Origin of the sequence: Micromonospora sp. NPDC050795 (assembly GCF_044456785.1) — a bacterium.
In the GTDB taxonomy this organism is placed as follows: Bacteria; Actinomycetota; Actinomycetes; order Mycobacteriales; family Micromonosporaceae; genus Micromonospora.
Window position 1 is genome coordinate 152,855 of sequence record NZ_JBITGE010000013.1, and the last position, 26,880, is coordinate 179,734.

The following is a 26,880-nucleotide window of genomic DNA, read 5'->3' on the forward strand; positions in this document are numbered from 1 at the left end:
GCGCGTCACAGCCCGCCCGGTACGCCGATCAGCGAGCCGATCAGGTAGGTGGCGCCGGCTGCCGCCGCGCCGAGCAGCAGCTGGCGCAGCCCGCTGGTCCACCAGGGACGGTGGGTGAAGCGGGCCACCACGGCACCGGCGGCGAACAGCCCGAGCCCGCCGACGGCGAGCGCCAGCCACAGTTCGGTGGCGCCGAGCAGGTACGGCAGCAGCGGCACCAGCGCGCCGATCGAGAAGAACAGGAACGACGAGATCGCCGCTGCCCACGGGCTGGGCTGGTCGTCGGGGTCGACGCCCAGCTCCTCGCGGACGTGCACCCGCAGCGCCTCCTCCGGGTCGCGCCGCACCGCCTCGGCGACCTGGGTGGCGAGGTCCCGGGGCAGACCCCGGGCCACCCACGCGTCGGCCAGCTCCCGGGCCTCCGCCTCGGGGTGCCGTTCCAGTTCCCGTCGTTCCTTGGCCACCTCGGCGGCGACCTGCTCGTTGGCGGAGCGCACGCTGGTGTACTCGCCGAGGCCCATCGAGATCGCACCGGCGACGAGGCCGGCGCTGCCGGTGAGCACGATGCTGCGAGGCGACACTCCACCGCCGCCGACGCCGGCGATCAGGGCGATGTTGGTGACCAGGCCGTCCATCGCGCCGAACACGGCCGGGCGCAGCCAGCCGCCGGAGACGTCCGCGTGGTGCGCCTCGCGCAGCGCCGCTGGGGTGTCGGTCACGGCAGGGTCAGGATCTCGTGGCCGTCGTCGGTCACCACGATGGTGTGCTCGAACTGTGCCGTCCACTTGCGGTCCTTGGTGACGACCGTCCACCCGTCGTCCCACATGTCGTACTGGTAGGTGCCGAGGGTGATCATCGGCTCGATGGTGAACGTCATGCCGGGCTCCATGATGTCGGTGGGGCGCGGGCTGTCGTAGTGCGGCACGTAGAGGCCGCTGTGGAAGGCCTCGCCGATGCCGTGGCCGGTGAAGTCGCGCACCACGCCGTAACCGAACCGCTTGGCGTACGACTCGATGACGCGTCCCACCACGTTGATCTGGCGTCCCGGGGCGACGGCGCGGATGCCGCGCATCATCGCCTCGTGGGTCCGCTCGACCAGCAGCCGGGCCTCTTCGCCGACCTCGCCGACACAGAAGGTGGCGTCGGTGTCACCGTGCACCCCACCGATGTACGCGGTCACGTCGACGTTGATGATGTCGCCGTCGTGCAGGACCGTGGTGTCCGGGATGCCATGGCAGATGACCTCGTTGAGGCTGGTGCAGCAGGACTTCGGGAAGCCCTTGTAGCCCAGCGTCGAAGGGTACGCGCCATGGTCGCAGAGGAACTCGTGCACCACCTTGTCGATCTCGTCGGTGGTCACGCCGGGTTTGCAGTGCTCGCCGGCGAGCTGGGTCGCCTGGGCGGCGAGCCGGCTGGCGATCCGCATCTTCTCGATGGTCTCCGGCGTCTGCACGTGCGAGCCACGCCACTCCCGCGGACGCGTCTTGCCCACGTACTCCGGTCGGGCGATCTGGGACGGCACCGGTCGCATCGGGGAGAGCGTGCCTGGTGTCAGCGGCGGGCGGACGGTCATGCCGCAAGCCTATCGCCGGGGCCGCTGGTGACCCGCGCCACGGCCGCCCGGTGGAGGTTGTTGCCCTGCCAGGGTGGCTGTGCCATGGTGTCAGCGTGGATCAAGGGGGAGCACCACCCGTCTTCTCCGCCAGCGCAGAGATCGACGGTGACCACCTCCACGTCGTGGTGGCCGGCGAGGTCGACATGGCTACCGCGGACACGATGCTCCAGACCGCGCTGCGCGAGCCCGCCGCCGGGAAGATCACTCTCGACCTGAGCGCGGTGACCTTCTTCGACTCGGCCGCCATCCACGCCCTGGTCCGGCTCGCCCGGGAGTTTCCGGGGCGGCTCAGCGTCCGCCCGTCCCGGCAGGTTCGTCGGGTGCTGGAGATCTCCGGCCTGGGCGAACAGGGCTGGCTCGACCCGGCCTAGGCGGCCGGTCGCGCGGTCAGTCCTGCAACTGCCGGCGCAGCGTCACCTCGGTGCCCTCGGCGGTACGCCGTACCGACAGTTCAGCCAGCGCTCTGATCAGGTCCAGGCCGCGGCCCCGGAAGCCGGAGTCGGTCGACTCCCGCCACTGCCCGCTGTCGCGCACAGTGGCCGTCACCGTCCGACCGTCGATGGCCACCTCCACACTGATCATGGCCTCGGCGGGGTGGACCGGGTGCTCGATGGCGTTGGCGGCGGCCTCGGAGACGGCAACCGTCAGGTCGAACCTGTCGGTCTCGCCGACGGAGTGCGCGACGAGGAAATCCTCCAGCCGCTTGCGGAGCACGCTGAGCCGGGTCGGGTCCGCCGGTAGCCGCAGCGCGAAGCGGTTCAGCTCCGCCGCCTCCAGGGCGAGAACCGCCACGTCGTCGCGGCGCGGCCGCCCGGTGACCCGCTCGACCACCGCGTCGATCAGGTCCACCACGTGCTCGCGCGGGGTGGCCGCGTCGATGCGCAACTGGGCCAGCGCGGCATCGATGCCGAGCTGACGGTCCTCGACCAGCCCGTCGGTGTAGAGCAGCAGTCGAGTGCCGGCCGGCAACTCGCCCTCCACCGACTCGTACGTCGCGTCGGGGAGCGCGCCGACAGGTGGGCCGAGCGCCCGGTCGTGCAGGAACGCCACGTCGCCTCCGGTGATCAAAAGTGGGGACGGGTGTCCGGCGCTCGCGTAACGCAGCCGCCCGGTGCCGGGGTTGAACAGCAGGCAGACCACCGTCGCGAAGGAGCGGCCCTCGGTGGAGCCGACCAGCCGGTTGAGCCGGGTCAGCGACTCACCCGGGTCGAAGCCCTCCAGCACGTACGCCCGCAGCGCGTTGCGCAGCTGCCCCATCGCCGCCGCGGCCCGGACGCCCTTACCGACCACATCGCCGATGACCAGCACCAGCTCGTCGCCGTTGAGCGCGATCGCGTCGTACCAGTCGCCACCGACCTCGACGTCGGCGCTGCCGGGCAGGTAGCGGCTGGCGATCACCGCGCCCGGCAGTTGGGGCAGCGACCGGGGCAGCAGGCTGTGCTGCAGCGTGGTGGCGATGCGGTGTTCGGCTTCGTAGAGCTGGGCGTTCTCGAGTCGCACCCCGACGAGCCGGGCCAGCTCGGTCAACGCCGCGTCGTCGGCCTGCGCCTCGTCGCCGGCTGCCCGCCAGACCCGCAGCTCACCGAGCTGCTTACCGGCGGTGCCGGTCAGCTCGGCCACGAACGACGGGTCGGCGGCGGTGGTGCCGCCGCCGTCCGCCTCGAAGCGCGCCTCGGCCGCGGAGACGACCACCCGAGCCGCCTCGGCGAGGCTCAACGCGTGCCGGGCGGCGACCTGGAGCACGGCGGCTGTGGATCGGGCGGAGTTCACCGCCACCGCCGCGTCGGCCAGCGCGCGGAGCCGGCGGATGATCTGCCCGCGCAGCTGGCCCAGCTCGACGTTGGCCCGGACCCGGGCGACCAGTTCCTGCGCGGAGAACGGCTTGGTGAGGTAGTCGTCGGCGCCGACGGCGAGACCGGCGACCTCCTCCGCGGAGCCGGCGCGGGCGGAGAGCAGCACGATCGGCACATGCCGGGTACGCGGGTCCGCGCGCAGCGCGCTCACCAGCCCGAACCCGTCCAGCCGGGGCATCATCACGTCGGTGAGCACCAGGTCGAACCCGCCCTCGCGGGCCAGGGGCAGGGCTTCGAGCCCGTCGTTCGCGGTGACCACGTCCCAGGTCGGGGAGAGCAGCCGGCCGACGTGCTCCTGCAGGTCGGCGTTGTCGTCGACGACCAGGATCCGGCCGGCCGAGACGCCCTCCGACGGCCGATGGTCGAGCTCCGGTGTCGACGCGACGCCGGCCCACAGCGCGGTCTCCGCGACGAAGAGTCGGGCCTGCTGGGGCTCACCCACCGGCAGCGGGTCGAACGCCGCCACCTGGTCCGCCGGCAGGTGCGCCGAGCCGAACGGAACGGTCACCGTGAAGGTGCTGCCCACGTCGAACTGGCTCGTCAACCCGACCTCGCCGCCGTGCATCTCGACCAGTTCCCGGACCAGCGCGAGGCCGATGCCGGTGCCTTCGTGGGTACGTGCCCGCGCCCCGGGAACCCGGTGGAACCGTCCGAAGACGTGCGGCAGCTCGTCCGTCACGATCCCGATGCCGGTGTCCGTCACCTCCAGCCGGGCAGCGCCCTCCACGGCCCGGACCCGCACCCGGATCTCGCCGTCGAAGGTGAACTTGACAGCGTTCGACACCAGGTTGAGGACGATCTTTTCCCACATGTCCCGATCCACGTGGACCGGCATCGGCAGCGGCGGACAGTCCACCACCAGTCGCAACCCGGCCCGGTCGGTGGCCGAACGGAAGGTGCTGGCCAGCCGGGCGGTGTAATCGGCGAGGTCGGTGGGCTGGTAGCGGGCGGCGAGCCGACCGGACTCCAGCCGGGAGAAGTCCAGCACCGTGTTGACCAGCTTGAGCAGGCGCAGCGCGTTGCGGTGCATCATGGTGAGCCGGTCGGTGTCGGTGGGGGGCAGCGCCGAATCGGCCAGCATGTCCTCCAGCGGGCCGAGCACCAGCGTCAGCGGGGTGCGGAACTCGTGGCTGACGTTGGCGAAGAAGTTGGTCTTCGCCCGGTCCAGCGCTGCCAGTTCGGCGTTGCGGGCCCGTTCCTGCTCGTACGCCCGCTGGGTACCGACCGCCCGGGAGATCTGGGCGGCGACCAGGCCGAGGAAGTCGCGGTAGTCGTCGCCGAGCGGCAACTGGCGGGCCACGCCGACGACCAGCGCGCCGACCGTCTGGTTGGTCGCCGTGAGCGGCAGAACGAGGGCCTGGTCTGCGGCGTCGACCGGCAGCGCGTCGAGCAGATCGGCCACCTCGATCGTGGCGGGCGCGTCATCGGCGCTGAGCCGGGCCAACACGTGCGCCGTGACATCGGCGGCGGGCGGGGTGGTGCCGGTGCAACCGGCCAGGGTGAGCTGGTCGCTGCCGTCGGCCAGATAGATCAGGGCGAACGGCACGTCGGCCCGGTGCCGGCCGAGCACCTCGGCGGCGGTCCGGCCCAGCTCCGGGGCGTTGCCGATGTCGCTCAGCTCGGCACCCAGTTCGGCCAGCGTGCGCAGTCGACGCTCGCCGAGCACCCGCCCGGTGGTCTCGCTGACGATGCAGTAGACGCCACTGACCGAGCCGTCGTCACCGCGGATCGGGTCGTACGAGACGTTGAAGTAGGTCTGCTCGACGAAGCCGTACCGGTCCAGCAGAAAAGGGTGGTCCTCGCCCCGGTAGGAGCGGCCGGTGCTCCGGACGTTGTCGAGCAGGGGGCCGAGCACCGCCCAGGTCTCCGCCCAGCTCGCGCGGGCCGGTCGGCCGATCACGTCCGGGTGTTTGCCGCCGATGGTCGGCCGGTAGGCGTCGTTGTAGAAGGCCAACTGCTCGTCGCCCCAGAACATGGCGATCGGCGCGCTGGAGGCGAGCATCATCCCGACCGCGTTGGAGAGCGCCGGGGGCCACTGACCGGGCCCGCCGAGGGGGCCGGAGGACCAGTCGAAGGAGGCCAACCGCTCGCCCATCTCGCCGCCAGCCGCGAACGCGGCCGCCAGCATCGGCGGGGTCTCACGACCGGACAGGGCCGGATGCCCGATGTCCGCGCCCCCCTGGGCCGAGCTCATGCAGCCTCCCCGCCCCGGCCGTACCCCTCGACCGTTGATCTTCACCCGCTGTGCCTCGACTTGTACCCCAGCGGACCAGCAACGTAACGCATCACGGGCGATGGACGCTGTTTACCTACGCCTGCGCCGTCGGGCACCGGACAGTGCGGGTGGTCGGCGGTGTCGAACAGCCGCGGCCGAAACGCTCTGACGAGTCAGAAGACCGGCAGTCCGTCGATGCTTGCCGCGTTCTTCGTGGCCCGGTAGACGACCAGATCATCGGCGCTGCGGCGGGAGTGTGAGGTGAGTAACAGATCGCGTTCGGCCCGGAAGTCCATGAGAGGCACCGCGTATCCGCAGGAGTCACTGACCCGCTCCACCTCGACGGTGATGACCGCCCGGACGGCGTGCACATCCGGCGGTGCGGGAAACTCGGCGAGCCGATCGGCGAAGGCGTCTTCGGTGACAGCGACGCTGCTGCCCCGACCATGCAAACGGACGATCTTCGGCGGGCCGTCGAAGGCACAGAACATCAGCGTGATCCGGCCGTTGTCCCGCAGGTGGGCGATGGTCTCCGCCCCACTGCCGTGATAGTCGAGGTAGGCCACCCGGTGCGGGCCGAGGATCACGAACGTGCCCCGCATGCCCTTCGGTGACACGTTGACGTGCCCCTCGACCCCGGACGGGGCGGTCGCCACGAAGAAGAGCGGTTGGGCCACGATGAAGTCACGCAGTCGAGAGTCGATCTCCGGATAGACCTTGCCCATGCGTCGATCCTCCCACCGGCGCCACCGACGGGCGGGGGCGATCTCAGTCACACCCGCCGGCCGGCGGCCCGCACCAACGCCGGGATCGGGGCGGGATCCGACTCGTTCTCCGGATGCCACTGCACCCCGAGCACGAACGGCAGGGCCGGGTCCTCCACCGCCTCGACCACACCGTCCTCCGCCCAACCGGTCACCGTGAGCCGGCCCGGATCGGCTACCGCCTGGTGGTGGTACGAGTTGACCTGGTCGACCCCGGCCAGCACCGATGCGGCCAGGCTCCCCGGCGCGAACCGCACCGCGTGCGCGCCGTACACCCCGGGTGCCGGGCGGTGCGCCTCGTGACCCACCACGTCGGGCAGGTGCTGGTGCAGGGTGCCGCCGTACGCCACCGCCAGCAACTGCATCCCCCGACACACGCCCAGCACCGGCACCTCGGCGGCGAGCGCGGCGGCCAACAGGGCCAACTCGCCGGCGTCCCGGTCCGGCCGGTCCTCGGTACGGGGGTCGGGCGGCTGGCCGTACCGCCCCGGGCCGACGTCCGCACCACCAGCCAACAGCAGCCCGTCGAGAACAGCCACCACGTCGGCGTCCACGTCGTCCGGCGGCAGCACCACCGCCCGGCCACCCGCGGCCGCCACCGCCCGCGTGTACGCCTCCGGCACCAGCACCGCCCGCACACCCCGCCAGACGGCCCAGTCGGCGGGTTCGACGTACGCGCTGACCCCGATCAGCGGCCTTCGCGCGGCCCGCCCTGATCGCGCCTCCGGGGCTGGCCGCACCGGCTGACTCCTCACAGGGGAGTGACGTACGCGCCCGTGATGCCGCCGTCCACCACGAACTGCGCGGCGGTCATGAACGAGGCGTCGTCGCTGGCCAGGAACGCCACCGCGGCGGCGATCTCCTCCGGTTGCCCGAAGCGTCCCATCGGCACGTGCACCAGCCGGCGGGCCGCCCGCTCCGGATCGGCGGCGAAGAGTTCCAGCAGCAACGGGGTGGCCACCGGGCCGGGACAGAGAGCGTTGACCCGGATGCCTTCACGGGCGAACTGCACACCCAACTCCCGGGTCATCGCCAGCACCCCGCCCTTGCTCGCGGTGTACGCGATCTGCGACGTGGCCGCACCCATCAACGCCACGAACGAGGCCGTGTTGATGATCGAGCCCTTGCCCTGCCGACGCATGTGCGGGATGGCGTACTTGCAGCACAGGTAGACGCTCGTGGTGTTGATCCGCAGCACCCGCTCCCACGCGTCCAGGCCGGTGTCCAGGATGGAGTCGTCGTCGGGCGGCGAGATGCCGGCGTTGTTGAAGGCGATGTCCACCCGGCCGTGCCGGTCGGCCACCCCGTCGAACAGGTCGCGCACCGCCGACTCGTCGGCCACGTCGGTGGCCACGAACTCGCCGCCGCACTCCTCGGCGGCCTTCGTACCGGCGGCCACGTCGATGTCCACGCAGACCACCCGGGCCCCCTCGGCGGCGAACCGCCGCACGGTGGCCAACCCGATGCCGCTGCCCGCTCCGGTGACCACGGCCACCCGGTCCTGCAACCGACCCTGCACTGGCGTCACTCCTCCGTCGCGATGAACACGTTCTTGACGTCCGTGAAGGAAAGCAGCGCGTCCGGGCCCAGCTCACGGCCGAGCCCGGAGCGCTTCATCCCGCCGAACGGGGTCCAGTAGCGCACCGAGGAGTGCGAGTTGACGCTGAGGTTGCCCGCGTCGACGGCGCGGGCCAGGCGCAGGGCCCGACCCACGTCCCGGGTCCAGACCGAGCCGGAGAGCCCGTACTCGGTGTCGTTGGCGAGCCGGATCGCGTCCGCCTCGTCGTCGAAGGGCAGCACCGAGACCACCGGGCCGAAGATCTCCTCCCGCCAGTGCCGGTCGGCCGGTGAGTCGGCCAGCAGCACGGTTGGCGCGTGCCAGAAACCGGGGCCGTCCGGGCAGGAGCCCGTGAAGGCGATCTTCGCCCCGTCGAGGTAGCCGGCGACCCGGTCCCGTTGGGCGGCGGAGATCAGCGGGCCCATCTCGGCGGTGTCGCGGGACGGATCCTCGACGCGGACCGCGCGTACCGCCGGTTCGAGCAGTTCCAGGAACCTGTCGTACACCGAACGCTGGACCAGGATCCGCGACCGTGCGCAGCAGTCCTGGCCGGCGTTGTCGAAGACCGCGCCCGGCGCGGTCGCGGCGGCGCGCTCCAGGTCGGCGTCGGCGAACACGATGTTCGCGCTCTTGCCGCCCAACTCCAGGGTGAGTCGCTTCACCTGGGCGGCGCAGCCGGCCATGATCCGGGTGCCGACCTCGGTGGAGCCGGTGAAGCAGATCTTGCGGACCGCCGGGTGGGTGACGAACCGCTCCCCCACCACCGAGCCCTCGCCCGGGACGACGGTGAAGACGCCGTCGGGCAGGCCGGCCTCGCGGGCCAACTCGGCCAGGCGCAGCGCGGTGAGCGGGGTCAACTCGGCGGGCTTGAGCACCACCGTGTTGCCGGCGGCGAGCGCCGGGGCGAACCCCCAGGCGGCGATCGGCATCGGGAAGTTCCAGGGCACGATCACGCCAACCACACCGAGTGGCTCGTGGAAGGTGACGTCCAACCCGCCGGGCACCGGGATCTGCCGCCCGCTCAACCGCTCGGGCGCACCGGCGTAGTAGTCCAGGACGTCGCGGACGTTGCCCGCCTCCCACCGGGCGTTGCCGACGGTGTGCCCGGAGTTGCGCACCTCCAGCAGGGCCAACTCGTCCAGATGCGCGTCGACCACGGCGGCGAACCGCCGCAGCAACCGCGCCCGGTCCCCCGCCCCCACCTGCCGCCAGCCAGCAAATGCGGCGCTCGCCCGCGCGATAGCCAGGTCCACGTCCTCCACAGAGGCCGCCACAACCTCCCGAAACCCGACCCCGGAAGCCGGATCCACCAAAACCGTCACGCCGCTACCCCCTGCCTCTGCCTCTGCCTCTGCCTCTGCCTCTGCGCGATCTTGCAGTTGCTGCACCGACAAGAGCCGCGAACCTCCACGAACCACCAGCACATAGTGCAAGATCGCGGGAGGTGGGGCGGGTTGGCGCGGGGTCAGAGGCGTTCGAAGCCACGCTTGAGCTCCCAGTCCGTCACAGCGGCGTCGAAGGCGGCCAGCTCGACTCGCGCCTGGTTGGCGTAGTGGGCCACCACCTCGGGGCCGAACGCCTCGCGGGCCACCGTCGACTCCTCCCACAGGGCGAGAGCGTCGCGCAACGTGCCGGGGACGCGCTCGGCCTCCGGGTCGTCGTACGCGTTGCCGGTGCACTCCGCACCCAGCTCCAGCCCTTGCCCGATGCCGTGCAGCGCCCCGGCGACCAGCCCGGCGATCGCCAGGTACGGGTTGACGTCAGCGCCGGGCACCCGGTTCTCCACGCGCATGCCCTGCCCGTGCCCGACCACCCGCAGCGCGCAGGTGCGGTTGTCGACACCCCAGCGCAGCGCGGTCGGGGCGAACGAGCCCGGCTGGTAGCGCTTGTACGAGTTGATGTTCGGGGCGAAGAGCAGGCTGAACTCGCGCATGGTGGCCAGCAGCCCCGCGAGCACCCGCTGCCCGGTCTGCGACAGGTGCGCCGGTCCGTCGCCGAGCATCGCCGACGAGCCGGAGGAGTCCCGGAGCGAGAAGTGGATGTGGCAGGAGTTGCCCTCCCGCTCGTTCGGCTTGGCCATGAAGGTGATCGCCATCCCCTCCTGGGCGGCGATCTCCTTGGCGCCGTTCTTGTAGATGACGTGGTGGTCGGCGCAGGCCACCGCCTCGTCGTACCGGAAGGCGATCTCGTGTTGCCCGAGGTTGCACTCGCCCTTGGCGCTCTCCGGGGTGAGCCCCGCGCCGGCCATCTCGACCCGGATGCGGCGCAGCAGCGGCTCCACCCGGGCGGTGCCGAGCAGCGAGTAGTCGACGTTGTACTGGTTGGCCGGGGTGAGGTCGCGGTAGGCGCGCTGCCAGGCGTCCTCGTACGAGTCGCGGAACAGCACGAACTCCAACTCGGTGCCGGCGTACGCGGTCAGCCCGTGCTCGGCCAGCCGGTCCAGCTGCCGGCGCAGGATCTGCCGGGGCGAGGCGACCACGTCACCCGAGCCGTCGAGCCAGGTCAGGTCGGCCAGCAGCAGTGCGGAGCCGGGCTGCCAGGGCACCCGGCGCAACGTGGCGAAGTCCGGAACCATCGCGAAGTCGCCGTAGCCGCGTTCCCAGCTCGACATGGCGTACCCGTCGACGGTGTTCATGTCGACGTCCACGGCGAGCAGGTAGTTGCAGCCCTCGCTGCCGCCCTCCACCACCTGGTCGAGGAAGAAGGGCGCGTGGAACCGCTTGCCCTGCAACCGGCCCTGCATGTCGACGAGGGCCAGCACCACGGTGTCGATCTCGCCCTCGGCGACGGCGACCCGCAGTTGTTCCAGCGTGAGCGGTGCTTTCCTCATTCGCGGGCCTCCATCACCAAGGTCTACTGGCAAACCGGATCACCGTCAATGCCCCGGGTGGCAAGGGCCGCAAACCCGGCGGGACGGCAGCACCGTCCGTCCCGCCGGGCGCCGATCAGACCGGGCCGTCGGCCGGTGCCGGGTCGGCCGCACGCGCGGATTGCTCGACAGTACGAACCGGGCCGGTGAACCACTTGCGGGCCGAGGCGTACCACCACACGGCCACCACGAGCAGCACCCCGCCGACGGCGAGCGGCGCGTAGTTCACCGCCGACCAGGTGAACCCGTCGTTGCCGGGCACCCCGGCGGGCACGATCGGCAGCACGAAGTAGACGGCGATGATCGCGATCTCGATCACCGCGATCCAGCCGAACAGCTTGTACTTGCGGCCCAGCGTCCACGGCCCGGGGACGAACCGGTCGCCCATCCGCAGGCGGAGCGCGATCGGGATGAGGAACGACAGGTAGAGCCCGAGCACCGCGACGGAGACGACGGCGTAGAAGGCGATCGGGATACCGGCGGAGCTCTCGTACAGCGCCGGCAGGGTCAGCACCAGGCCGGCCAGGGTGGCGCCGATGATCGCTTTGACCGGGGTGCCGTTGCGGTCGACGGTCGACCACAGCCGCCATCCGGGTACGGCACGGTCGCGGCTGAACGCGTACGCCATCCGGCTCATCGAGGTCACGCAGCTCATGCCGCAGAAGAACTGCCCGATGGTCGAGATGATGATGACGATCTTGAAGAAGACCGGGGTCAGCGCCGACTCGAAGATGGCGCCGGAGAAGCCGCCCGCGGCATTGACCGCCTCGACGTCGGTGGCCGCGAAGAGGAACGCCAACAGCAAAATCCAGCCGCCGACCGCCGAGTAGAAGATCGACTGCCAGAGCCCACGGGCCGCGGCCTGTGAAGCGCCCCGGGTCTCCTCGGAGACGTGCGCGCAGGCGTCGAAGCCGGTGATCGTGTACTGGGTCAGCAGGAAGCCCAGCGGCAGCACGTAGAACCAGAACGTCAGCCCGCCGATGTCTCCGTCACCGAAACCGGAGTTGTTGAACCGCTCGGTGAACACGAACTGGAAGCTCTGGTGGTTGTCGGGCACGAAGACCAGGATGGCCACCACGACGGCCGCGCCGGCCACGTGCCACCAGACCGAGACGTTCTGGAGTACGTCGATGATCCGGTGCCCGAAGATGTTGATCATCCCGTGCAGCACCAGGATGATCACGAAAAGGACGAACGCCTGACGCAGCGTCCCGGCCCAACCGTCGAAGAGCGCCGACAGGGTGAGGTTGAGGAACGTCGCACAGCCGTAGTCCACCGAGGCGGTGACAGCCACCAGGCCGATCAGGTTCAGCCAGCCGGTGAACCAGCCGTGCACCGGGCGGCCCATGGTGGCCGCCCACCAGTAGATCCCACCCGCTGTCGGGTACGCCGACACCAGCTCCGCCATGCAGAAGCCGATGATCAGGATGAACAGCGAGATCAGCGGCCAACCCCAGGAGATGGCGACCGGCCCGCCGTTGTTCCACGCCTGGCCGAAGGTGGTGAAACAGCCGGCCAGGATCGAGATGATCGAGAAGGAGATGGCGAAGTTGGAGAAGCCGCTCCACTTTCGGCGCAACTCCTGTTTGTAGCCGAGTTCAGCGAGCCGTCGGGCGTCGTCGTCCATCGGTTGCTCGGCGGTCGGCACGGGTGTCGTGGCCACTGCACACCTCCCTGAGGTGGTTCCGCGTGCGAGTGGGCAAAGTGTCGTCCCGGCCGATCAAGGCGGTCAATACGTAGTCGGTGGGAATCTCACCGCCGTCGGGCTAATTGCGTTGCCGACCGGCCACCGCGGCCGGCATCCTGGACCAGTGACCAGGCCCGACAGGGGCCTACCCCGGGCGCTCGGACCGCCCGACCCGGTGGCGCGGGGCACGCCTCTCTCTCACGTACGGCCCTCCCGCCGTACCCGAAAAGTGCCCCGCGCCCCACTCCCCCTCGCCGCGCCCCACACCCTCTCCCCGCGCCCCACACCCCCTCCCCGCGCGCCACGCCCTCTCCCCGCGCGCCACGCCCCCTCCACCGCGCCGATCTTGCAGTTTCAGTTGTCGATATCGGCGGAATGCGCCGGATGTCAGCGCAGTAAGTGCAAGATCGCGGGGGTCAGGCTGGGTCAGGCTGGGTCAGGTCAGGAGGAGGCCGGCTACCCAGAGGGCCGCGACCAGGAGGCCGGCCAGGAACTCCACCAGCATCGACAGGCCGGCGGCCTTCAGGGCCTGCACCGTGGAGGGCCAGGCGAGCTGATTACTGCCCAGCCGGAGCCGTTCGGCCGCCCACACCCCGGCGACGAAACCGAGCACCAGGCCGACGACCGGCACCACGAAGAACCCGATGATGCCGAGCACCCCACCGGCGAGCAGCGTGGACGTCGGCACACCGGTGCGCTTCAGGTTCCGGCCCGGCCACGCGTACTTGATCACCGCGCCACCCCCGGCGACCAGCGTGGCGGCGGCGAACACCGCCCAGCCAACCAGGCCCGCGCCGCCGAAGATCGCCCAGAGCAGCACGCCGCCCCAGCACAGCGGCAGCGCCGGCAGGCCCGGCACCACCACGCCGGCCAACCCGGCCAGGATGGCCAACCCGGCCACCACCGTCACCGCCGTCTGCGAGTCCGTCAGGTCCACGCCGCCATCCTCCGTCGCCACCCTCCGGACCGGAACGGTCCCCCGCTGCGCCGCGTGCCGTCGCCCCGCGCCGCACTGCTGTACCTGCTGGTTCGCTCGCTCACGACAGCGCTCCGCTTCGCTGCGTGCCGTCGCTTCGCGCCACGCTGCTGTGCCTGCTGGTTCGCTCGCTCACGACAGCGCTCCGCTTCGCTGCGTGCCGTCGCTTCGCGCCACGCTGCTGTGCCTGCTGGTTCGCTCGCTGCGCTCGCTCACGTCGACGCTCCGCCGCGCAGCCGGGCGGTGATCACGTCGGCCGGGGCTGGCGCACCGAAGAATCGGCCCTGCCCGGTGTCGCAGCGCAGCGCCCGCAGCCGTTCCGCCTGCACACCGGTCTCCACCGCCTCGGCCGTGACCCACAGCTCCAGGGCGTGCGCCAACCGGACCAACGCGTCGACGATCCGTTCGTCGCGGTGGTCGGCCGCCACGTCGGTCCCGTCCGCGCGGATGCCCTCCACGAACGGACCGGCGAGCTTGAGGCAGTGGATCGGCAACCGGCGCAGGTACGCGAGGTTGGAGTACCCGGTGCCGAAGTCGTCCACGGCCAGCCGGACGCCGAGAGCGGCGAGCCGGTGCAGGCTGCGCAGGGGTTCACCGGCACTGCCCATCACGGCGCTCTCGGTCAGCTCCAGTTGGAGCAGCTCCGCGGGAAGCCCGCTGGTCTGCAGGGCGTCGGCGACGGTGTCCACGATGGCCGGTTCGTCGGCCTGCCGGGCGGCCAGGTTGACGCTGACCACCAGCCTGGCGTCGGGGAACTCCCGCCACCACCGTTCGGCGTCCTCGCAGGCCCGCCGCAACACCCACTCGCCGAGCCGGACGATCAGGCCGGTCTCCTCGGCCAGGCCGATGAACCGGTCCGGCCCGATCAGGCCCAACTCCGGATGCTCCCAACGGACCAGTGCCTCCACCGCGAGCATGGTGCCCTCCAGCAGCGACACGATCGGCTGGTAGTGCAGCACGAACTCGCCCCGCTCCAGTGCGGCGGGCAGCCCGGCGACCAACGCCGAACGGGCGATGTCCCGGGCACCGCGCTCGGGGTCGTAGACCGCCCACCGGCCCCGGCCCGCCGCCTTGGCCCAGTAGAGCGTGGTGTCCGCGGCCTTCATCAGCTCGGACGCGCTGGTCTCCGAGGCCGGGCACTGGACGATGCCCACACTGGCCGAGACGGCCAACTGGTGCTCACCGACGTGGACCGGGGCCGCGACGGCGGCCAGCGCCGATTCCGCCACGGAGACCGGGTCGTCGGTGTCGTCCCCTCCGTCGACGAGGATCACGAACTCGTCGCCCCCCATCCGGGCGACCAGGTGGCCGTGGTCGGCCACGCACGCGGCCAGCCGCCGGCCGATCATCACGAGCAGCCGGTCACCGAGGTCGTGGCCGAGACTGTCGTTGATCGCCTTGAAGCCGTCCAGGTCGAGGAAGCACACCCCGACGCGCTGCCCAGCCTCCGCGGTGTCCAGCACCCGCCCCAACGTCTCGAAGAACAGCGTCCGGTTGGGCAGCCCGGTCAGCGGGTCGTGCAGCGCCTGGAAGCGCAGCCGCTGCTGGAGTTCGTACCGCTCGGTGATGTCCTCGATCATCGCGACGGTGAATCGCGGCCGACCATCGTGTCGGATCAGCGAGACGGCGAGGTCCGTCCAGACGACGGTGCCGTCCTTGCGGTGGTAGCGCTTCTCCACCCGGGCGGCGTCGTGCTTTCCCTCGATCAGCTCCTGGTAGAGCTCCCACATTCCGGCGGCGTCGTCGGCGTGGAACAGCGCCGACACGTTGATCTCGCGTAGCTCCTCGATCGAGTAGCCGAGCATGTCGGCGAACGCCTGGTTGACGTCGATGATCCGACCGTCCACGCCGGCGATCCCGATCCCGATCGCGGCGCCGGTGAACACCGCCCGGAACCGTGCCTCGCTCTCGCGTAGCGCCTGCTCGACCTCGTCGCGCGCCTGCCAGGCCGATCTGGCGATCCGCTCCTGCTGGCTGAAGGTGCGGTCGCGCAGCGCACGGGCGAACCCTGCGGCCAGCCCGCCCTGCACCGCCGCGATCCGTTCGGCGAGGTCGGCCGGCCGGTCACCGTCGCAGAGCACCCGAGGCCCGAAGGTCGCACCGAGCGCGTGCACCGTCCACTCCAGGGCCTGCGGCTCGGTGAGGTGCGCCTCCACCAGGGCCCGCCCGACCTCCTCGGCCGCTTCGGCGCTGAACGGCTCCGCCCGTACCGCCTGGGCCAGCCGGATCGTGTGCGCCAGCAGCAGCCGCTCGGTCTCGGCCACGCTGAGCGGCACGAAACCGAGTCGACGCACCGCGCGGGCCCAGTCGGCGGCGTACCCCTGGGCGTCCGCCCGACCGGCGACGACCCCGGCGGGGTCCCGGCCGGAGTCGACCCCGGCGGGGTCCGGGACGGCAGCCACGAGATCAGCCGGCGGGCTGGTCGTACCGGGCGACGCCCCCGAAGGCGCCGAACCGCTCCGGGTGCTCGTCCACGTCGGACGGTGAGTCCGGGCGCCAGAGCGGCATGTGCACCACACCCGGTTCCAGGACGGTCCAGTCGCCGAAGAAGCCGGTGACCTGGGCACGGGAGCGCAGGGTGATCTCGGTGGCGGTGCGGGCGGAGAGGCGCTGGGCGTCCAGCATCTCCTGCGGCTGGTCCTCGAAGGTGGAGTGGGAGACGACCAGGAAACTGCCCGGCGCGGCGGCGGCCCGCAGGGTGGCGAGGATCGCCTCGGGCCGGTCGGCGTCCGGGATGAAGTGCACCACCCCGGCCAGCAGGATGCCCACCGGGCGACTGAAGTCGATCAGCCCGAGCTGTCGGGTCTCGGCGAGGATCCGCTCCGGCTCACGCAGGTCGGCGTGGATGACAGCGGTCAGCTCGTTGCCAGCCAGCAACTCCCGGCTGTGCGCGACGGCCACCGGGTCGATGTCGACGTACACCACGCGGGCCTCGGGGTTCACCCCCTGCGCCACCTCGTGCACGTTGCCCACGGTGGGAATTCCGGAGCCGATGTCGAGGAACTGGTCGATGCCGGCGTCGAGCAGCACCCGGACGGCCCGGCGCAGGAACTCCCGACCGGAGCGCATGGTGGCGGCGAGATTCGGGGTCATGCTGGCGATCTGCTCCGCCAACTGCCTGTCGATCTCGAAGTTGTGCGCTCCACCCAGAAAGTAGTCGTACACCCGGGCCGCGCTCGGCCTGGTCAGATCGATCTCGGTCGGCAGTCCGTCCGGCATCAGCGTGCTCCCCAGTTCATCGCCGCGGCGCGGGACGGCACCGGCGTCGGGGCGCGCAGCGGGCACGCGTGGGCACCGGTCGACCCGCGGGTCGTGTGGTGTGGACCACTCTAGGCGGCTGACTCCAGCAACAGCGAGATGCCTTGACCAACGCCGATGCACATGGTGGCCAGAGCCCGGCGTCCGCCGCGACGGCGCAGCTCCAGGGCGGCGGTCAGCGCCAGCCGCGCGCCGCTGGCACCGAGCGGGTGCCCCAGCGCGATGGCACCACCGTTCGGGTTGACGTGCTCGGCGTCCACGGGCAGCCCCAGCTCACGCAGCACCGCCACGGACTGCGCGGCGAACGCCTCGTTCAACTCCACCACGTCCACCGCGCCCACCTCGACGCCGACGCGTTCGAGCAGCTTGCGGGTGGCCGGCACCGGGCCGATTCCCATGATCCGGGGCGGCACACCAGCCGCCGCCGCGCCGACGATCCGGGCCAGCGGGGTCAGGCCGTACCGGGCGACCGCCGCCTCGCTGGCCACCAGCAGGGCGACGGCGCCGTCGTTGACGCCCGAGGAGTTGCCGGCGGTCACCGTGCCGCCGTCGCGGAACGGGGTGGGCAGCGCGGCCAGCTTGTCCAGCGAGGTCTCCCGGGGGTGCTCGTCGGCCTCGACCAGCCGGGTCTCCCGACGACCCGCCGGCACCGACACCGACACGATCTCCTCGGCGAACCGGCCGTCCGCCTGCGCCCTGGCCGCCCGCTGCTGCGAGCGGTATGCGAAGGCGTCCTGCTCGGCCCGGCTGACGCCGTACTCGGCGGCCACGTTCTCCGCCGTCTCCGGCATCGAGTCGACCCCCCACCCGTCACGCATCAGCGGGTTCACCAACCGCCAGCCGAGGGTGGTGTCGTACACCTCGGCCGACCGGGAGTACGCCGACGTCGCCTTCGGCATGACGAACGGCGCCCGGCTCATGCTCTCCACCCCACCGGCGATCACCAGCTCGGCGTCCCCGGCGACGATGGACCGGGCGGCGGTGGCGAGCGCGTCCAGGCCCGAACCGCAGAGCCGGTTGACGGTGCTGCCCGGCACCTCCTCGGGCAGGCCGGCCAGCAGCGCCGCCATCCGGGCCACGTTGCGGTTGTCCTCGCCGGCCTGGTTGGCGCAGCCGAGCACGACGTCATCGACCCGCGCCCAGTCCACCGACGGGTGGCGGGCGACCAGTTCCCGGATCACGTGCGCGGCCAGGTCGTCGGGGCGGACGCCGGCCAGCGCGCCCGCGTACCGGCCGATCGGGGTGCGGACACCGGCCACCAGGTATGCCACGGTCATCGCGAGTCCTTAGGGGGTGCAGACGGCGGGGGTGGGGCGCGCCCGCCGGGTCACGAGGGCTGCCGGCCGCCAGGATATCCACGCCGGCAGCGGATAGGTTGACGGCATGGCCCGGGCCCAGTTCAGCGCAGAGACCAGCGGCGGCGGCGCGTTCGTCCGCCAGCCGAACCGGTTCACCGGTCGGGTCACCGCCGACTCCACCTCGCCACCCGGCGGCGGCCCGGACGAGCAGGACCGCTGGCCGCTGGAGGCCGGCCGTTACCGGCTGATCTGGTGCCGGGCCTGCCCGTGGGCGCACCGGGCGAGGATCGTGCGTGGCCTGCTCGGGCTGGACGACGCGATCTCGCTGGGCACCGTCGACCCGATCCGGGACGAGCGGGGCTGGGCGTTCGCCCTCGACCCGGACGGCTTCGACCCGGTGCTCGGCGTGAGCTTCCTCTCCGAGGCGTACCTGGCCACCGACCCGGACTACACCGGCCGGGTGACAGTGCCGGCGCTCGTCGACACCCTTACCGGTCGGGTGGTCACCAACGACTATCCGCGGCTCACCCTCGACTTCTCCACCGAGTGGCGGTCGCTGCACCGTGCGGGGGCGCCGGACCTCTACCCGGAGGCACTGCGCCCCGAGCTGGACGCGCTGATGGCCGAGATCCACACCGACGTGAACAACGGCGTCTACCGGTGCGGGTTCGCCACCTCCCAGCAGGCGTACGACGAGGCGTTCCGGGCGCTCTTCGCCCGGCTGGACGTGCTCTCCGAGCGGCTGGCCGGGCAGCGCTACCTGATGGGCGACGCGATCACCGAGGCGGACGTCCGGCTGTTCACCACGCTGGTGCGCTTCGACGCCGCGTACCACGGGCACTTCAAGTGCAACCGCGACAAGCTGACCGAGATGCCGGTGCTCTGGGCGTACGCCCGGGACCTGTTCCAGACGCCGGGTTTCGGCGAGACGGTGGACTTCGACCACATCAAGCGGCACTACTACGGCACGCATCGGGAGATCAATCCCAGCGGCATCGTGCCACTCGGGCCGGACGAGTCCGGCTGGAGCACGCCGCACGGGCGTGGCTGAGCCGGCTCGGCCGGCCGCCCCGACCCTGCCGAGCGCCCGCGGCGAGGTCGCCCGCCGGGTCGCCGGGTCGGCGGCGGCCGGCTGCACCCTGGCCGGTGCGGTGGCGGTGACGCTCGCCGTGGTCGCCGGTCCCGGTCCAGGGCTCACCGGGTACGTCAGCGAGGCGGGCATTGCCGGCAGCGCCCACGCCGGAACGTACCGGATCGGGATCCTGGCCCTTGCCGGCGCGTTGCTGCTGATCGGTGCGGCGCTGCCTCCCGGGGTGTGGGCGGCGGCCCCGGCCCTGCTCGCCACCGGGGCCGTGTTCACCGCCGTGTCGGGGGCGGTGACCTGCTCCGGCGGTTGCCCGTTGCCGCCGTTCGAGCGCGCGACGGCGGCGGACCTGGTGCACGGCGGCGCGAGCATCGCGGCGACCGCCGCGGTGGTCTTCGCCATGATCGCGCTGGCCGTCTCCGTGCCGGCGGGCCGGACGGTGCGTCGGCTGGCCGGCGTCGCCGCCGTGCTGGCCCTGCCGCTCTGTGCCACGGTGGGGCTGGCGATGCTCGTGATCGGTCGAGGCCCGGTGGTGGGGGTGCTGGAACGGCTGATCCTCGCCCTGGCGGTGCTGTGGGGCCTGGGCACGGCCACCGCGCTGGCCCTCTGTAAGGAGCCTCACGCCGTCCGGTCCTTCCAATGAGCGGGAATCGGCGTATCGTCGGCCAGCGATGACCAACGTCTGGGGCCTCACTGTCCGCCTGTATGTCGATCTCCGACTGCAGGCCAGTGGCATCTGTCCGGGCTAGCCGCGTTTTCTACGCCCACCCCGATCGGACCGGACAATTGGATACATCTTCATGCCCTTCAGCCTGCGCAAAATTCCCTTCTCCGTGCAGATCCTGCTCGGCCTCGTACTCGGCGTCGCGCTGGGCTTCCTGGCCCGCACCAACGACCTGAGCTGGCTGACCAGCACCCTGCACACCGTCGGCAGCCTCTTCGTCCAACTGCTCAAGCTGGCCGTGCCGCCGCTGGTCTTCACCGCCATCGTGGTCAGCGTGGTCAGCCTGCGCGGCGTCGCCAACGCCGCCCGGCTCGCCCTGAAGACCCTCATATGGTTCGGCATCACCGCGCTGATCGCGGTGAGCATCGGCATCGGCCTCGGCCTGCTCACCAACCCGGGCAGGGGCGTGACCCTCGACCTGGGTGGCGCGGCCGCGCCGAAGAAGACCGGCTCGTGGACCGACTTCCTCACCGGCATCGTGCCGACCAACCCGGTCGGCGCGTTCGTCGAAGGCAACGTCCTCCAGATCGTCTTCCTCGCCGTCGTCATCGGTGCCGCGGCGCTGCTGGTCGGCGAGGCCGCCGAGCCGTTCGTGGCGCTGAACCGCTCCCTGCTGGAGATCGTCCAGAAGGCGCTCTGGTGGGTCATCCGACTCGCCCCGATCGGCACCCTCGGCCTGATCGGCAACGCCGTCGCCTCGTACGGCTGGGACCTGCTGGCTCCCCTGGCGAAGTTCACCACGGCCGTCTACGTCGGCTGCGCCATCGTGCTGTTCGTGGTCTACCCGCTGGTGCTGATCCTCGCCGGCCGCCTCAACCCGCTGCGCTTCTTCGCCGGCGCCTGGCCGGCGATCGAGCTGGCCTTCGTGTCCCGCTCCTCGGTCGGCACCATGCCGGTGACCCAGCGCTCCGTCGAGCGCCTCGGCGTCCCCCGCGAGTACGCCTCGTTCGCGGTGCCCTTCGGCGCGACCACGAAGATGGACGGTTGCGCCGCCATTTACCCGGCCCTCGCCGCGATCTTCGTGGCGCAGGTGTTCGGCGTGCACCTCGGCATCGGCGACTACCTGCTGATCGCCTTCGTCTCGGTGGTCGGCTCGGCGGCCACCGCCGGCCTGACCGGCGCGATCGTGATGCTCACCCTGACCCTCAGCACGCTGGGCCTGCCGCTGGCCGGCGCCGGTCTGCTGCTGGCCATCGACCCGATCCTGGACATGATCCGCACCGCCACCAACGTCGCGGGGCAGGCGCTGGTGCCGACAGTGGTCGCCGCCCGCGAGGGCACTCTCGACCGCGCCGCGTACGAGTCCGCCGGCCGGCGTGACCTGACCGACCCGGAGCCGGTCGCCGACACCCGGCCCGAGCTCACCCCCGTTCCTGCCTGACCGATTCACCAGTACGGCGACGGGCCCCTCTCCCCGGGGGCCCGTCACCGTGTCGGAGAGGATGACCCCATGAGTTCCCTGTTCACTCCCCTGGCCCTGCGCGGGGTCACAGTGCCCAACCGGATCGCCATGGCACCGATGTGCCAGTACTCCGCCGGCCCCGACGGCCTGCCCACCGACTGGCACCTGATCCACCTCGGCAGCCGCGCGGTCGGCGGGGCCGGCCTGGTGCTGACCGAGGCGACCGCCGTACTCCCCGAGGGCCGGATCAGCCCACAGGACACCGGCCTCTGGTCCGATGCGCACGTCGACGCCTGGCGACCGGTGACCGCGTTCGTCGCCGCCCACGGCGCGGTGCCGGCCGTGCAGCTCGCGCACGCCGGCTTCAAGGCATCCACCTACCGGCCCTGGGCGCCCGAGCGCGGTGGCGTGCCGGACGCCGAGGGCGGCTGGACGCCCGTCGCCCCCGGCTCGGAGCCGTTCACCGCCGACTACCGGACGCCGACCAGCCTCGACGAGGCCGGCATCGCCGGCGTGGTCGACGCGTTCGCGGCCGGAGCCGTACGCGCCCTGGACGCCGGCTTCGCCGCCGTGGAGATCCACGCCGCCCACGGCTACCTGCTCAACGAGTTCCTCTCGCCGCTGACCAACCGCCGCACCGACGCGTACGGCGGCGACCGCGCGGCCCGGATGCGGCTCACCCTGGAGGTGGCCCGCGCGGTGCGCGCCGCGGTCGGCGAGGACGTGCCGGTGCTGACCCGGATCTCCGCCACCGACTGGGTCGAGGGCGGCTGGACGATCGAGGACAGCGTGGTGCTCGCCGGTGAGCTGGCCGGCGTCGGCGTCGACCTGGTCGACGCGTCCTCCGGTGGGGTGAGCACGGACCAGCGCATCCCGCTCGGCCCGGGTTACCAGGTGCCGCTGGCCGCCCAGATCCGCCGCGAGGCCGGCGTGCCGACCGGCGCGGTGGGCCTGATCGTGGAGCCCGAGCATGCCGAGCAGATCGTCGCCAGCGGCGAGGCCGACCTGGTGCTGCTGGGTCGGGAGTTGCTGCGCGACCCGTACTGGCCGCGCCGGGCCGCCGCGAAGCTCGGCGTCGCGTACTCCGGCCCCGCCCAGTACGCCCGCGCCTGATCCTTCCGGTCGGGCGGCTGCTCACCCAGCATCCGCCCGACCGTCGGCACTCAACCCGCCAGGTGTGACCAGTCGCCCTCCAGGTCCTGCCAGGTGCCCTGGGCGGCCACCGTGCCGCCGAGCAACACCACCACGTGGTCGGCCCGGACCAACGCGGCGCGCTTCGCCGTCGAGCCGACGACCGTCACCCCGTGGCCGCGCAACGCCTGCCACAACGCCAGCTCGGTGGTGACGTCCAGCGCCGACGACACGTCGTCGGCGACAAGCAGTTCGGTACGCGGGGCCAGCGCACGGGCCAGCGCCAACCGCTGCAACTGCCCGCCGGACAGCCGGGTGCCCTTGTGCCCGATGAGCAGGCCCAACCCACCACCGGCGGCGGCCAGGTCATGGTCGAGCTGGGCGGTGCTGACCGCCCCCGCCGCGTCCACCTGGTGCCCGAGGGCGATGTTGTCGGCCACCGTGCCGGACAGCACCCGGGGCAACTGACCGACGTAGCCGACCTGGTTGGGGCGCAGGAACAGCTCCGGCTCGGTGACCGGGTCACCGTTCCAGGCCAGCTCACCGGTGTGGTGCACGATCCCGGCCAGACCGCGCAGCAACGAGGACTTACCCGACCCGACCGGCCCTACGACCAGCACCAACTGCCCCCGCTGCACGGTCAGGTCCACGTCCCGGACGGCCACCGTGCCGTCGGAGTGCACCACCCCGAAGCCCCGCAGCTCCAGCCGGCGCAGCGGATGCCGGGGTGGCATGGTCGGCGCGGGCGCCGTCCCTGCCGTCAGGTCGACCTCCGGCACCCCCGCGGAGTACGTGCTCACCCCGGTCATCGCCACGGTGCGTCGGGTCCAGACCCGCGCCGAGGGCAGCTGCGAGATCAACGACGCCGTCGTCCAGGCGAACCAGCGGGCCGCGCCCAGGGTGGAGACGGCCACCAGCACGGCCCCGGCGGAGAGCGCCCCGTCCAGGTAGAGCGCCCAGGCTCCGATCGGCAACAACCCACTGGCCATCGACGGTGTGGAGCGTGCCCACACCTGCACCGAGATCTCCCGCCGCTGCCGGTCGCTGCGCAGCACGTCCAGGCCGGCCAGGTGACGCAGCACCGCAGTGGTCGCGCCGGCGAGCTTCACCGTCCGCGCCGCGGAGAGCGCGGAGACCAGCGCCGTGGCGAAGGAGGCCCGCGCCGCCACCGTCGCCCGGGCCGCACGCTCCAGCTTCGGCCCGAACAACGTCGCGGCCAGCCCGGAGACGACCATCGTGCCGAGGAAGAACAGCCCGGGTACGACGCTGCCGGTGACCGCCGTCATCGCGACCACGAGCACCAGCGCGACGGTCTGGTCCAACACGTTGTCGGCGAGTTGGACCACCCGTTCGGTGTCCCCACCCTGCGCCACCACCTCGGCGGGGGTGTGTGAGCTGACCCGGCGCGGCCCGGTCTGGCCGTGCACCAGCCGAAGGCCGATCCGCAGCATCTGCCGCACCCACCACTGCGGGAACCAGACATGGGTGTAGAACGGCAGCGGCAGGGTGACCAGCAACCCGGCGACGATCCCCACCGCCGGCAGGTACGGGTTACCGGTCCCGTCGACCAGGTCCGCCCAGAGCCAGGGCAGCACCGGGCCGTCCAGCCCGAGCAGGCTGAGCCCGAGGAACAGCACGACCGCCGCCGCCCCGTACCGGGGATCGTTCGTGCACAGTCGGAAGATCTCCCGCAGCGTCCGGGCCGGCGGCACCGGCGGCAGCGGCGGAGGATCGGCCCGCGTCGGCCCGGCCGCGTCCCGCGTGCTGTCCGGGGTTGTCTCCCGTGTGGCCTGCTCATCCGGCTCGGCCCGGCTCGACGCCGGCTCGGTCGGCCAGGCGACGCCCTGCTCGTTCGCCGCGACCGGTTCGCCCCGGGCCGGCGCCGGCTCGCTCGGCCACGCGTCCGGGCCGGGGCCGACCAGCAGGTCGGTGCCGACGCCGGTACGACCGGCCGGCGCCACCGTCGCGTACGCGGCCGCGTGGCTGGTCGCCAACAGTTCCGCGAAGCGCGTCGACGTCTCCAACGGACCGGCCTCGACCACCGCGCCGTCGGCCAGGACGACCACCTCGTCACAGCGGCGCACCGAGGAGAGCCGGTGCGCGATGACGATGCCGATCCGGTCGCGCAGCAGTCGTTCGGTGGCCCGCTGCACCCGCGCCTCGGTGACCGGGTCCAGCCGCGCGGTGGCCTCGTCGAGGATCACCACGTGCGGCTCCCGGACCAGGATCCGGGCGAACGCCACCAACTGTTCCTGACCGGCGGAGAGCACGTGCCCGCCCTCCCCCAGCCGGGTCGCCAACCCGTCCGGAAGCTCGGCGATCCAGCTCGCCAGGCCCAGCTCGTCCAGCGCCCGAGCCGCCGCGTCGAGCAACTCCCTGTCGAAGAGCGCCACGTTCTCGGCGAGAGTGCCGGCCAGGATCTCGGTGCGCTGCGGCACCAACGCCACCCAGCGGCGCAGTTGCTCGACGTCGAGGTCGCACAGGTCGGTGCCGCCGAGGAAGACAGTGCCCGGCGGCACGTCGACCGCCCGGGTGAGCACCTTCGCCAGCGTCGACTTGCCCGAGCCGGTCCGCCCGATCAGCGCGTACGAGCGACCGCGCGCGAAGGTGAGGCTGAGCCCGCGCAGCGCGGCACCCCGGGCACTCTCCCCGTACCCGAAAGTCAGGTCGCGGATGCGCAGGTCACCCTCGCTCGGGCTGGCCCCGCCGACCGGTTCCTGCCGAGCCCTGGAGAGCAACTGCACCCGCGCCCACGCGCCGAGCGCCTCCTGGATCTCCGGCACCATCCGGCTGACGTGTTCCGCTGTCGCCCCGAAAGCCAGGGCCAGCAGCCAGATGGCGGTGAGCCGGGCCGCGTCGATCCGGCCGCTGGCCAACGCCCAGGCACCGCCGAGCACCACCGCGCCGATGCCCGCCCGGATCGTCGCGGTCGCCACCGTCGCCACCCGGGCGGACAGCACCCAGACCACCAGGCCACGGGAGAGCACGGCGGAGGCCCGCCGGGCGTACAACCGCAGCACGTACGGCCGCGCCAGACTGGTGCGTACGTCGTCCTGGCCGTGCACCGCCTCCTCCATCACGGCCGCCAGGTCGGACCACGCCTCCTCCTCGGCCATCCGGGCCGGGCCGATCCGCGCCGTGGGCCGGCGCAGGCCGACCGCGAGCACCACGGTGAGCAGCAGCATCGCGATCCCCGCCGGCCACCACACGAACAGCGCCACGACCATCGACAACAGACCGACGCAGAGGCCCTGGGCGAGACGGGTGCCCTGGTTACGAATTGCCGACGCCACCTGGTAGACGTCCCCGTCGATGCGGTCCAGCAACTCGCCGACCGGAGTGGTCTCCAGGGTGGGCAGGTCCTGCCCGAGAGCGACGCGACACAGCCGGCGACGCACGTCGGCGGACCAGTCGGCGGTCAGACCGGCCATCAGCAGACTCACCGCGAGGTCGCTGAGGACCACAGCGACCAGGGCCACGGCCAGCACGGCGAAGAAACCAGCCGAACGGTGCACCAGCACCGCGCCGGCCAGCGCCGACGCGCCCGCCTGCCCCGCGGCACCCAGCACGATCAGGACGGCCACGATCGTCACACGACGGGTCGACGTACCCCACAGATCACGGAGCAGGCGCATGGAAAGTCCTCCGGGACGTGGGTGGCGGAGACCTCAGCCTGCCGGCAGCACCCCGTCATCTCAACCGATTTACCCGCCTCTGAGCTGGGCTTCCGTCGCTTCCGCCAGCGACCAGAACAGGGCCTCTCCGTGAGCGTTTGACCGATTTGAGAACTTGTGGGCGGTCGGGGACAGCCTCAGAGGTCTAGATCGACTCTGGTTCTGTGATGTCGCGGTGTCCGGGCGTCCGGGACTGCGCGACTTTCATGAACGCGAGTGGATCACGCCCGGTGTCGGAGGTTTGCTGCCGTGAGCCACACGCCCCATGGAGGTTTTGTCGGCTTCTGGGCGATCTGGGGTGTGGTCGGGGGCACTCGTGGGCCGGAATCATGGCCGGGCCGGGGTCGTTACACACCCTGACGATCGCAGTACCACCGACCCGCCGCCCGACCCGCACGGGGTTGGGACGCAGGTCCCGCAGGTTGGAATGCCGGCCCGCGCCTGGTCGTTACAACCCCCACGACCGCTGGCACCGCCACGACGAGGGTGCGCGATGGATGGGCCAACCCCGGAATGACCCCGGCCCCCCGGTCGTTACACACAGACCCGGCGCCACGAGCCCCCCGCTCGGCAGGCCGCCGACCCCGACGCCGAACCAGGGCGTCACCCCAAGACTTTCCCCCCTTTGTGAAGTGCAGCGCCGGACGAGGTGCTCACACCCTCACCACCGCCCCCCTTTGGTGGTGCGGGTGTTCTACCCCCGAAGGAGCTACCCCCATGAACACGATCTTCCGTAAGAGCATGCTGTCTGTTGCTGGTCTCGCGTTCGCCG

General features: G+C 71.9%; 19 protein-coding genes. 5 read left to right on the top strand and 14 right to left on the bottom strand.

The features are described from left to right. Positions 1-5: 5 nt before the first annotated feature. Together ACIBEF_RS14420 and map are read right to left on the bottom strand one after the other, a co-directional pair. Complete coding sequence (locus ACIBEF_RS14420) at positions 6-719, bottom strand: VIT1/CCC1 transporter family protein (protein WP_091400358.1); 714 nt, start codon at positions 717-719, stop codon at positions 6-8. Beyond that, complete coding sequence (map, locus tag ACIBEF_RS14425) at positions 716-1,573, bottom strand: type I methionyl aminopeptidase (RefSeq protein WP_396793797.1); 858 nt, start codon at positions 1,571-1,573, stop codon at positions 716-718. Before map ends, ACIBEF_RS14420 begins: the two co-directional genes overlap by 4 nt. Positions 1,574-1,668: 95 nt before the next feature. On the opposite strand from map, the gene ACIBEF_RS14430 reads away from it, so the two are divergent. Continuing rightward, on the top strand, positions 1,669-1,986 hold the full coding sequence (locus ACIBEF_RS14430; protein WP_396793798.1) for an STAS domain-containing protein: 318 nt from the start codon (positions 1,669-1,671) through the stop codon (positions 1,984-1,986). 16 nt (positions 1,987-2,002) lie between these two features. Here the strand turns inward: ACIBEF_RS14430 and ACIBEF_RS14435 are convergent, their stop codons facing one another. The 11 genes from ACIBEF_RS14435 to pcaF all read right to left on the bottom strand — a co-directional run bounded on the left by ACIBEF_RS14435 (position 2,003) and on the right by pcaF (position 18,072). Continuing rightward, positions 2,003-5,662, bottom strand: a complete 3,660-nt coding sequence (locus ACIBEF_RS14435) for a SpoIIE family protein phosphatase (protein ID WP_396793799.1) — start codon at positions 5,660-5,662, stop codon at positions 2,003-2,005. Between the two features lie 194 nt (positions 5,663-5,856). Continuing rightward, entirely contained in the window at positions 5,857-6,408 is a 552-nt protein-coding gene (locus ACIBEF_RS14440; RefSeq protein WP_357199326.1) for a pyridoxamine 5'-phosphate oxidase family protein, read from the bottom strand. A gap of 47 nt (positions 6,409-6,455) precedes the next feature. Next, positions 6,456-7,187, bottom strand: a complete 732-nt coding sequence (locus ACIBEF_RS14445; RefSeq protein WP_396793800.1) for a gamma-glutamyl-gamma-aminobutyrate hydrolase family protein — start codon at positions 7,185-7,187, stop codon at positions 6,456-6,458. An 11-nt stretch (positions 7,188-7,198) separates the two neighbouring features. Next, positions 7,199-7,966 (bottom strand): 3-oxoacyl-ACP reductase, encoded by a 768-nt coding sequence (locus ACIBEF_RS14450; RefSeq protein WP_396793801.1) that lies wholly within the window; start codon positions 7,964-7,966, stop codon positions 7,199-7,201. 5 nt (positions 7,967-7,971) lie between these two features. Then, positions 7,972-9,315, bottom strand: a complete 1,344-nt coding sequence (locus ACIBEF_RS14455) for an aldehyde dehydrogenase family protein (protein WP_396793818.1) — start codon at positions 9,313-9,315, stop codon at positions 7,972-7,974. Between the two features lie 155 nt (positions 9,316-9,470). Next, entirely contained in the window at positions 9,471-10,835 is a 1,365-nt protein-coding gene (locus ACIBEF_RS14460) for a glutamine synthetase family protein (protein WP_396793802.1), read from the bottom strand. A 115-nt stretch (positions 10,836-10,950) separates the two neighbouring features. Continuing rightward, positions 10,951-12,537: an amino acid permease gene (locus tag ACIBEF_RS14465; protein ID WP_396793803.1), complete on the bottom strand. Its 1,587-nt coding sequence runs from the start codon at positions 12,535-12,537 to the stop codon at positions 10,951-10,953. 460 nt (positions 12,538-12,997) lie between these two features. Then, complete coding sequence (locus ACIBEF_RS14470; RefSeq protein WP_355009587.1) at positions 12,998-13,498, bottom strand: DUF456 domain-containing protein; 501 nt, start codon at positions 13,496-13,498, stop codon at positions 12,998-13,000. A 251-nt stretch (positions 13,499-13,749) separates the two neighbouring features. Further along, positions 13,750-15,939, bottom strand: a complete 2,190-nt coding sequence (locus ACIBEF_RS14475) for a putative bifunctional diguanylate cyclase/phosphodiesterase (protein WP_396793804.1) — start codon at positions 15,937-15,939, stop codon at positions 13,750-13,752. A 4-nt stretch (positions 15,940-15,943) separates the two neighbouring features. After that, positions 15,944-16,756, bottom strand: a complete 813-nt coding sequence (locus tag ACIBEF_RS14480; protein ID WP_396793805.1) for an SAM-dependent methyltransferase — start codon at positions 16,754-16,756, stop codon at positions 15,944-15,946. A gap of 110 nt (positions 16,757-16,866) precedes the next feature. Further along, positions 16,867-18,072, bottom strand: coding sequence for a 3-oxoadipyl-CoA thiolase (gene pcaF / locus ACIBEF_RS14485; RefSeq protein ID WP_396793806.1), 1,206 nt, complete (start codon positions 18,070-18,072; stop codon positions 16,867-16,869). A 106-nt stretch (positions 18,073-18,178) separates the two neighbouring features. Between pcaF and ACIBEF_RS14490 the strand changes: the two genes are divergently transcribed. From ACIBEF_RS14490 to ACIBEF_RS14505, 4 genes are all read left to right on the top strand, one after another. Next, positions 18,179-19,144 (top strand): glutathione S-transferase family protein, encoded by a 966-nt coding sequence (locus ACIBEF_RS14490; RefSeq protein WP_396793807.1) that lies wholly within the window; start codon positions 18,179-18,181, stop codon positions 19,142-19,144. Next, entirely contained in the window at positions 19,137-19,820 is a 684-nt protein-coding gene (locus ACIBEF_RS14495; RefSeq protein ID WP_396793809.1) for a DUF998 domain-containing protein, read from the top strand. Before ACIBEF_RS14490 ends, ACIBEF_RS14495 begins: the two co-directional genes overlap by 8 nt. A 169-nt stretch (positions 19,821-19,989) precedes the next feature. Then, positions 19,990-21,282, top strand: coding sequence for a dicarboxylate/amino acid:cation symporter (locus tag ACIBEF_RS14500; RefSeq protein WP_396793819.1), 1,293 nt, complete (start codon positions 19,990-19,992; stop codon positions 21,280-21,282). A 69-nt stretch (positions 21,283-21,351) separates the two neighbouring features. Continuing rightward, the gene (locus ACIBEF_RS14505) at positions 21,352-22,416 is read left to right on the top strand and encodes an NADH:flavin oxidoreductase/NADH oxidase (RefSeq protein WP_396793810.1); all 1,065 of its coding nucleotides are present in this window, start codon (positions 21,352-21,354) and stop codon (positions 22,414-22,416) included. Between the two features lie 50 nt (positions 22,417-22,466). Here the strand turns inward: ACIBEF_RS14505 and ACIBEF_RS14510 are convergent, their stop codons facing one another. Then, positions 22,467-26,069 (bottom strand): ATP-binding cassette domain-containing protein, encoded by a 3,603-nt coding sequence (locus ACIBEF_RS14510; protein WP_396793811.1) that lies wholly within the window; start codon positions 26,067-26,069, stop codon positions 22,467-22,469. Between the last annotated feature and the right edge of the window lie 811 nt (positions 26,070-26,880).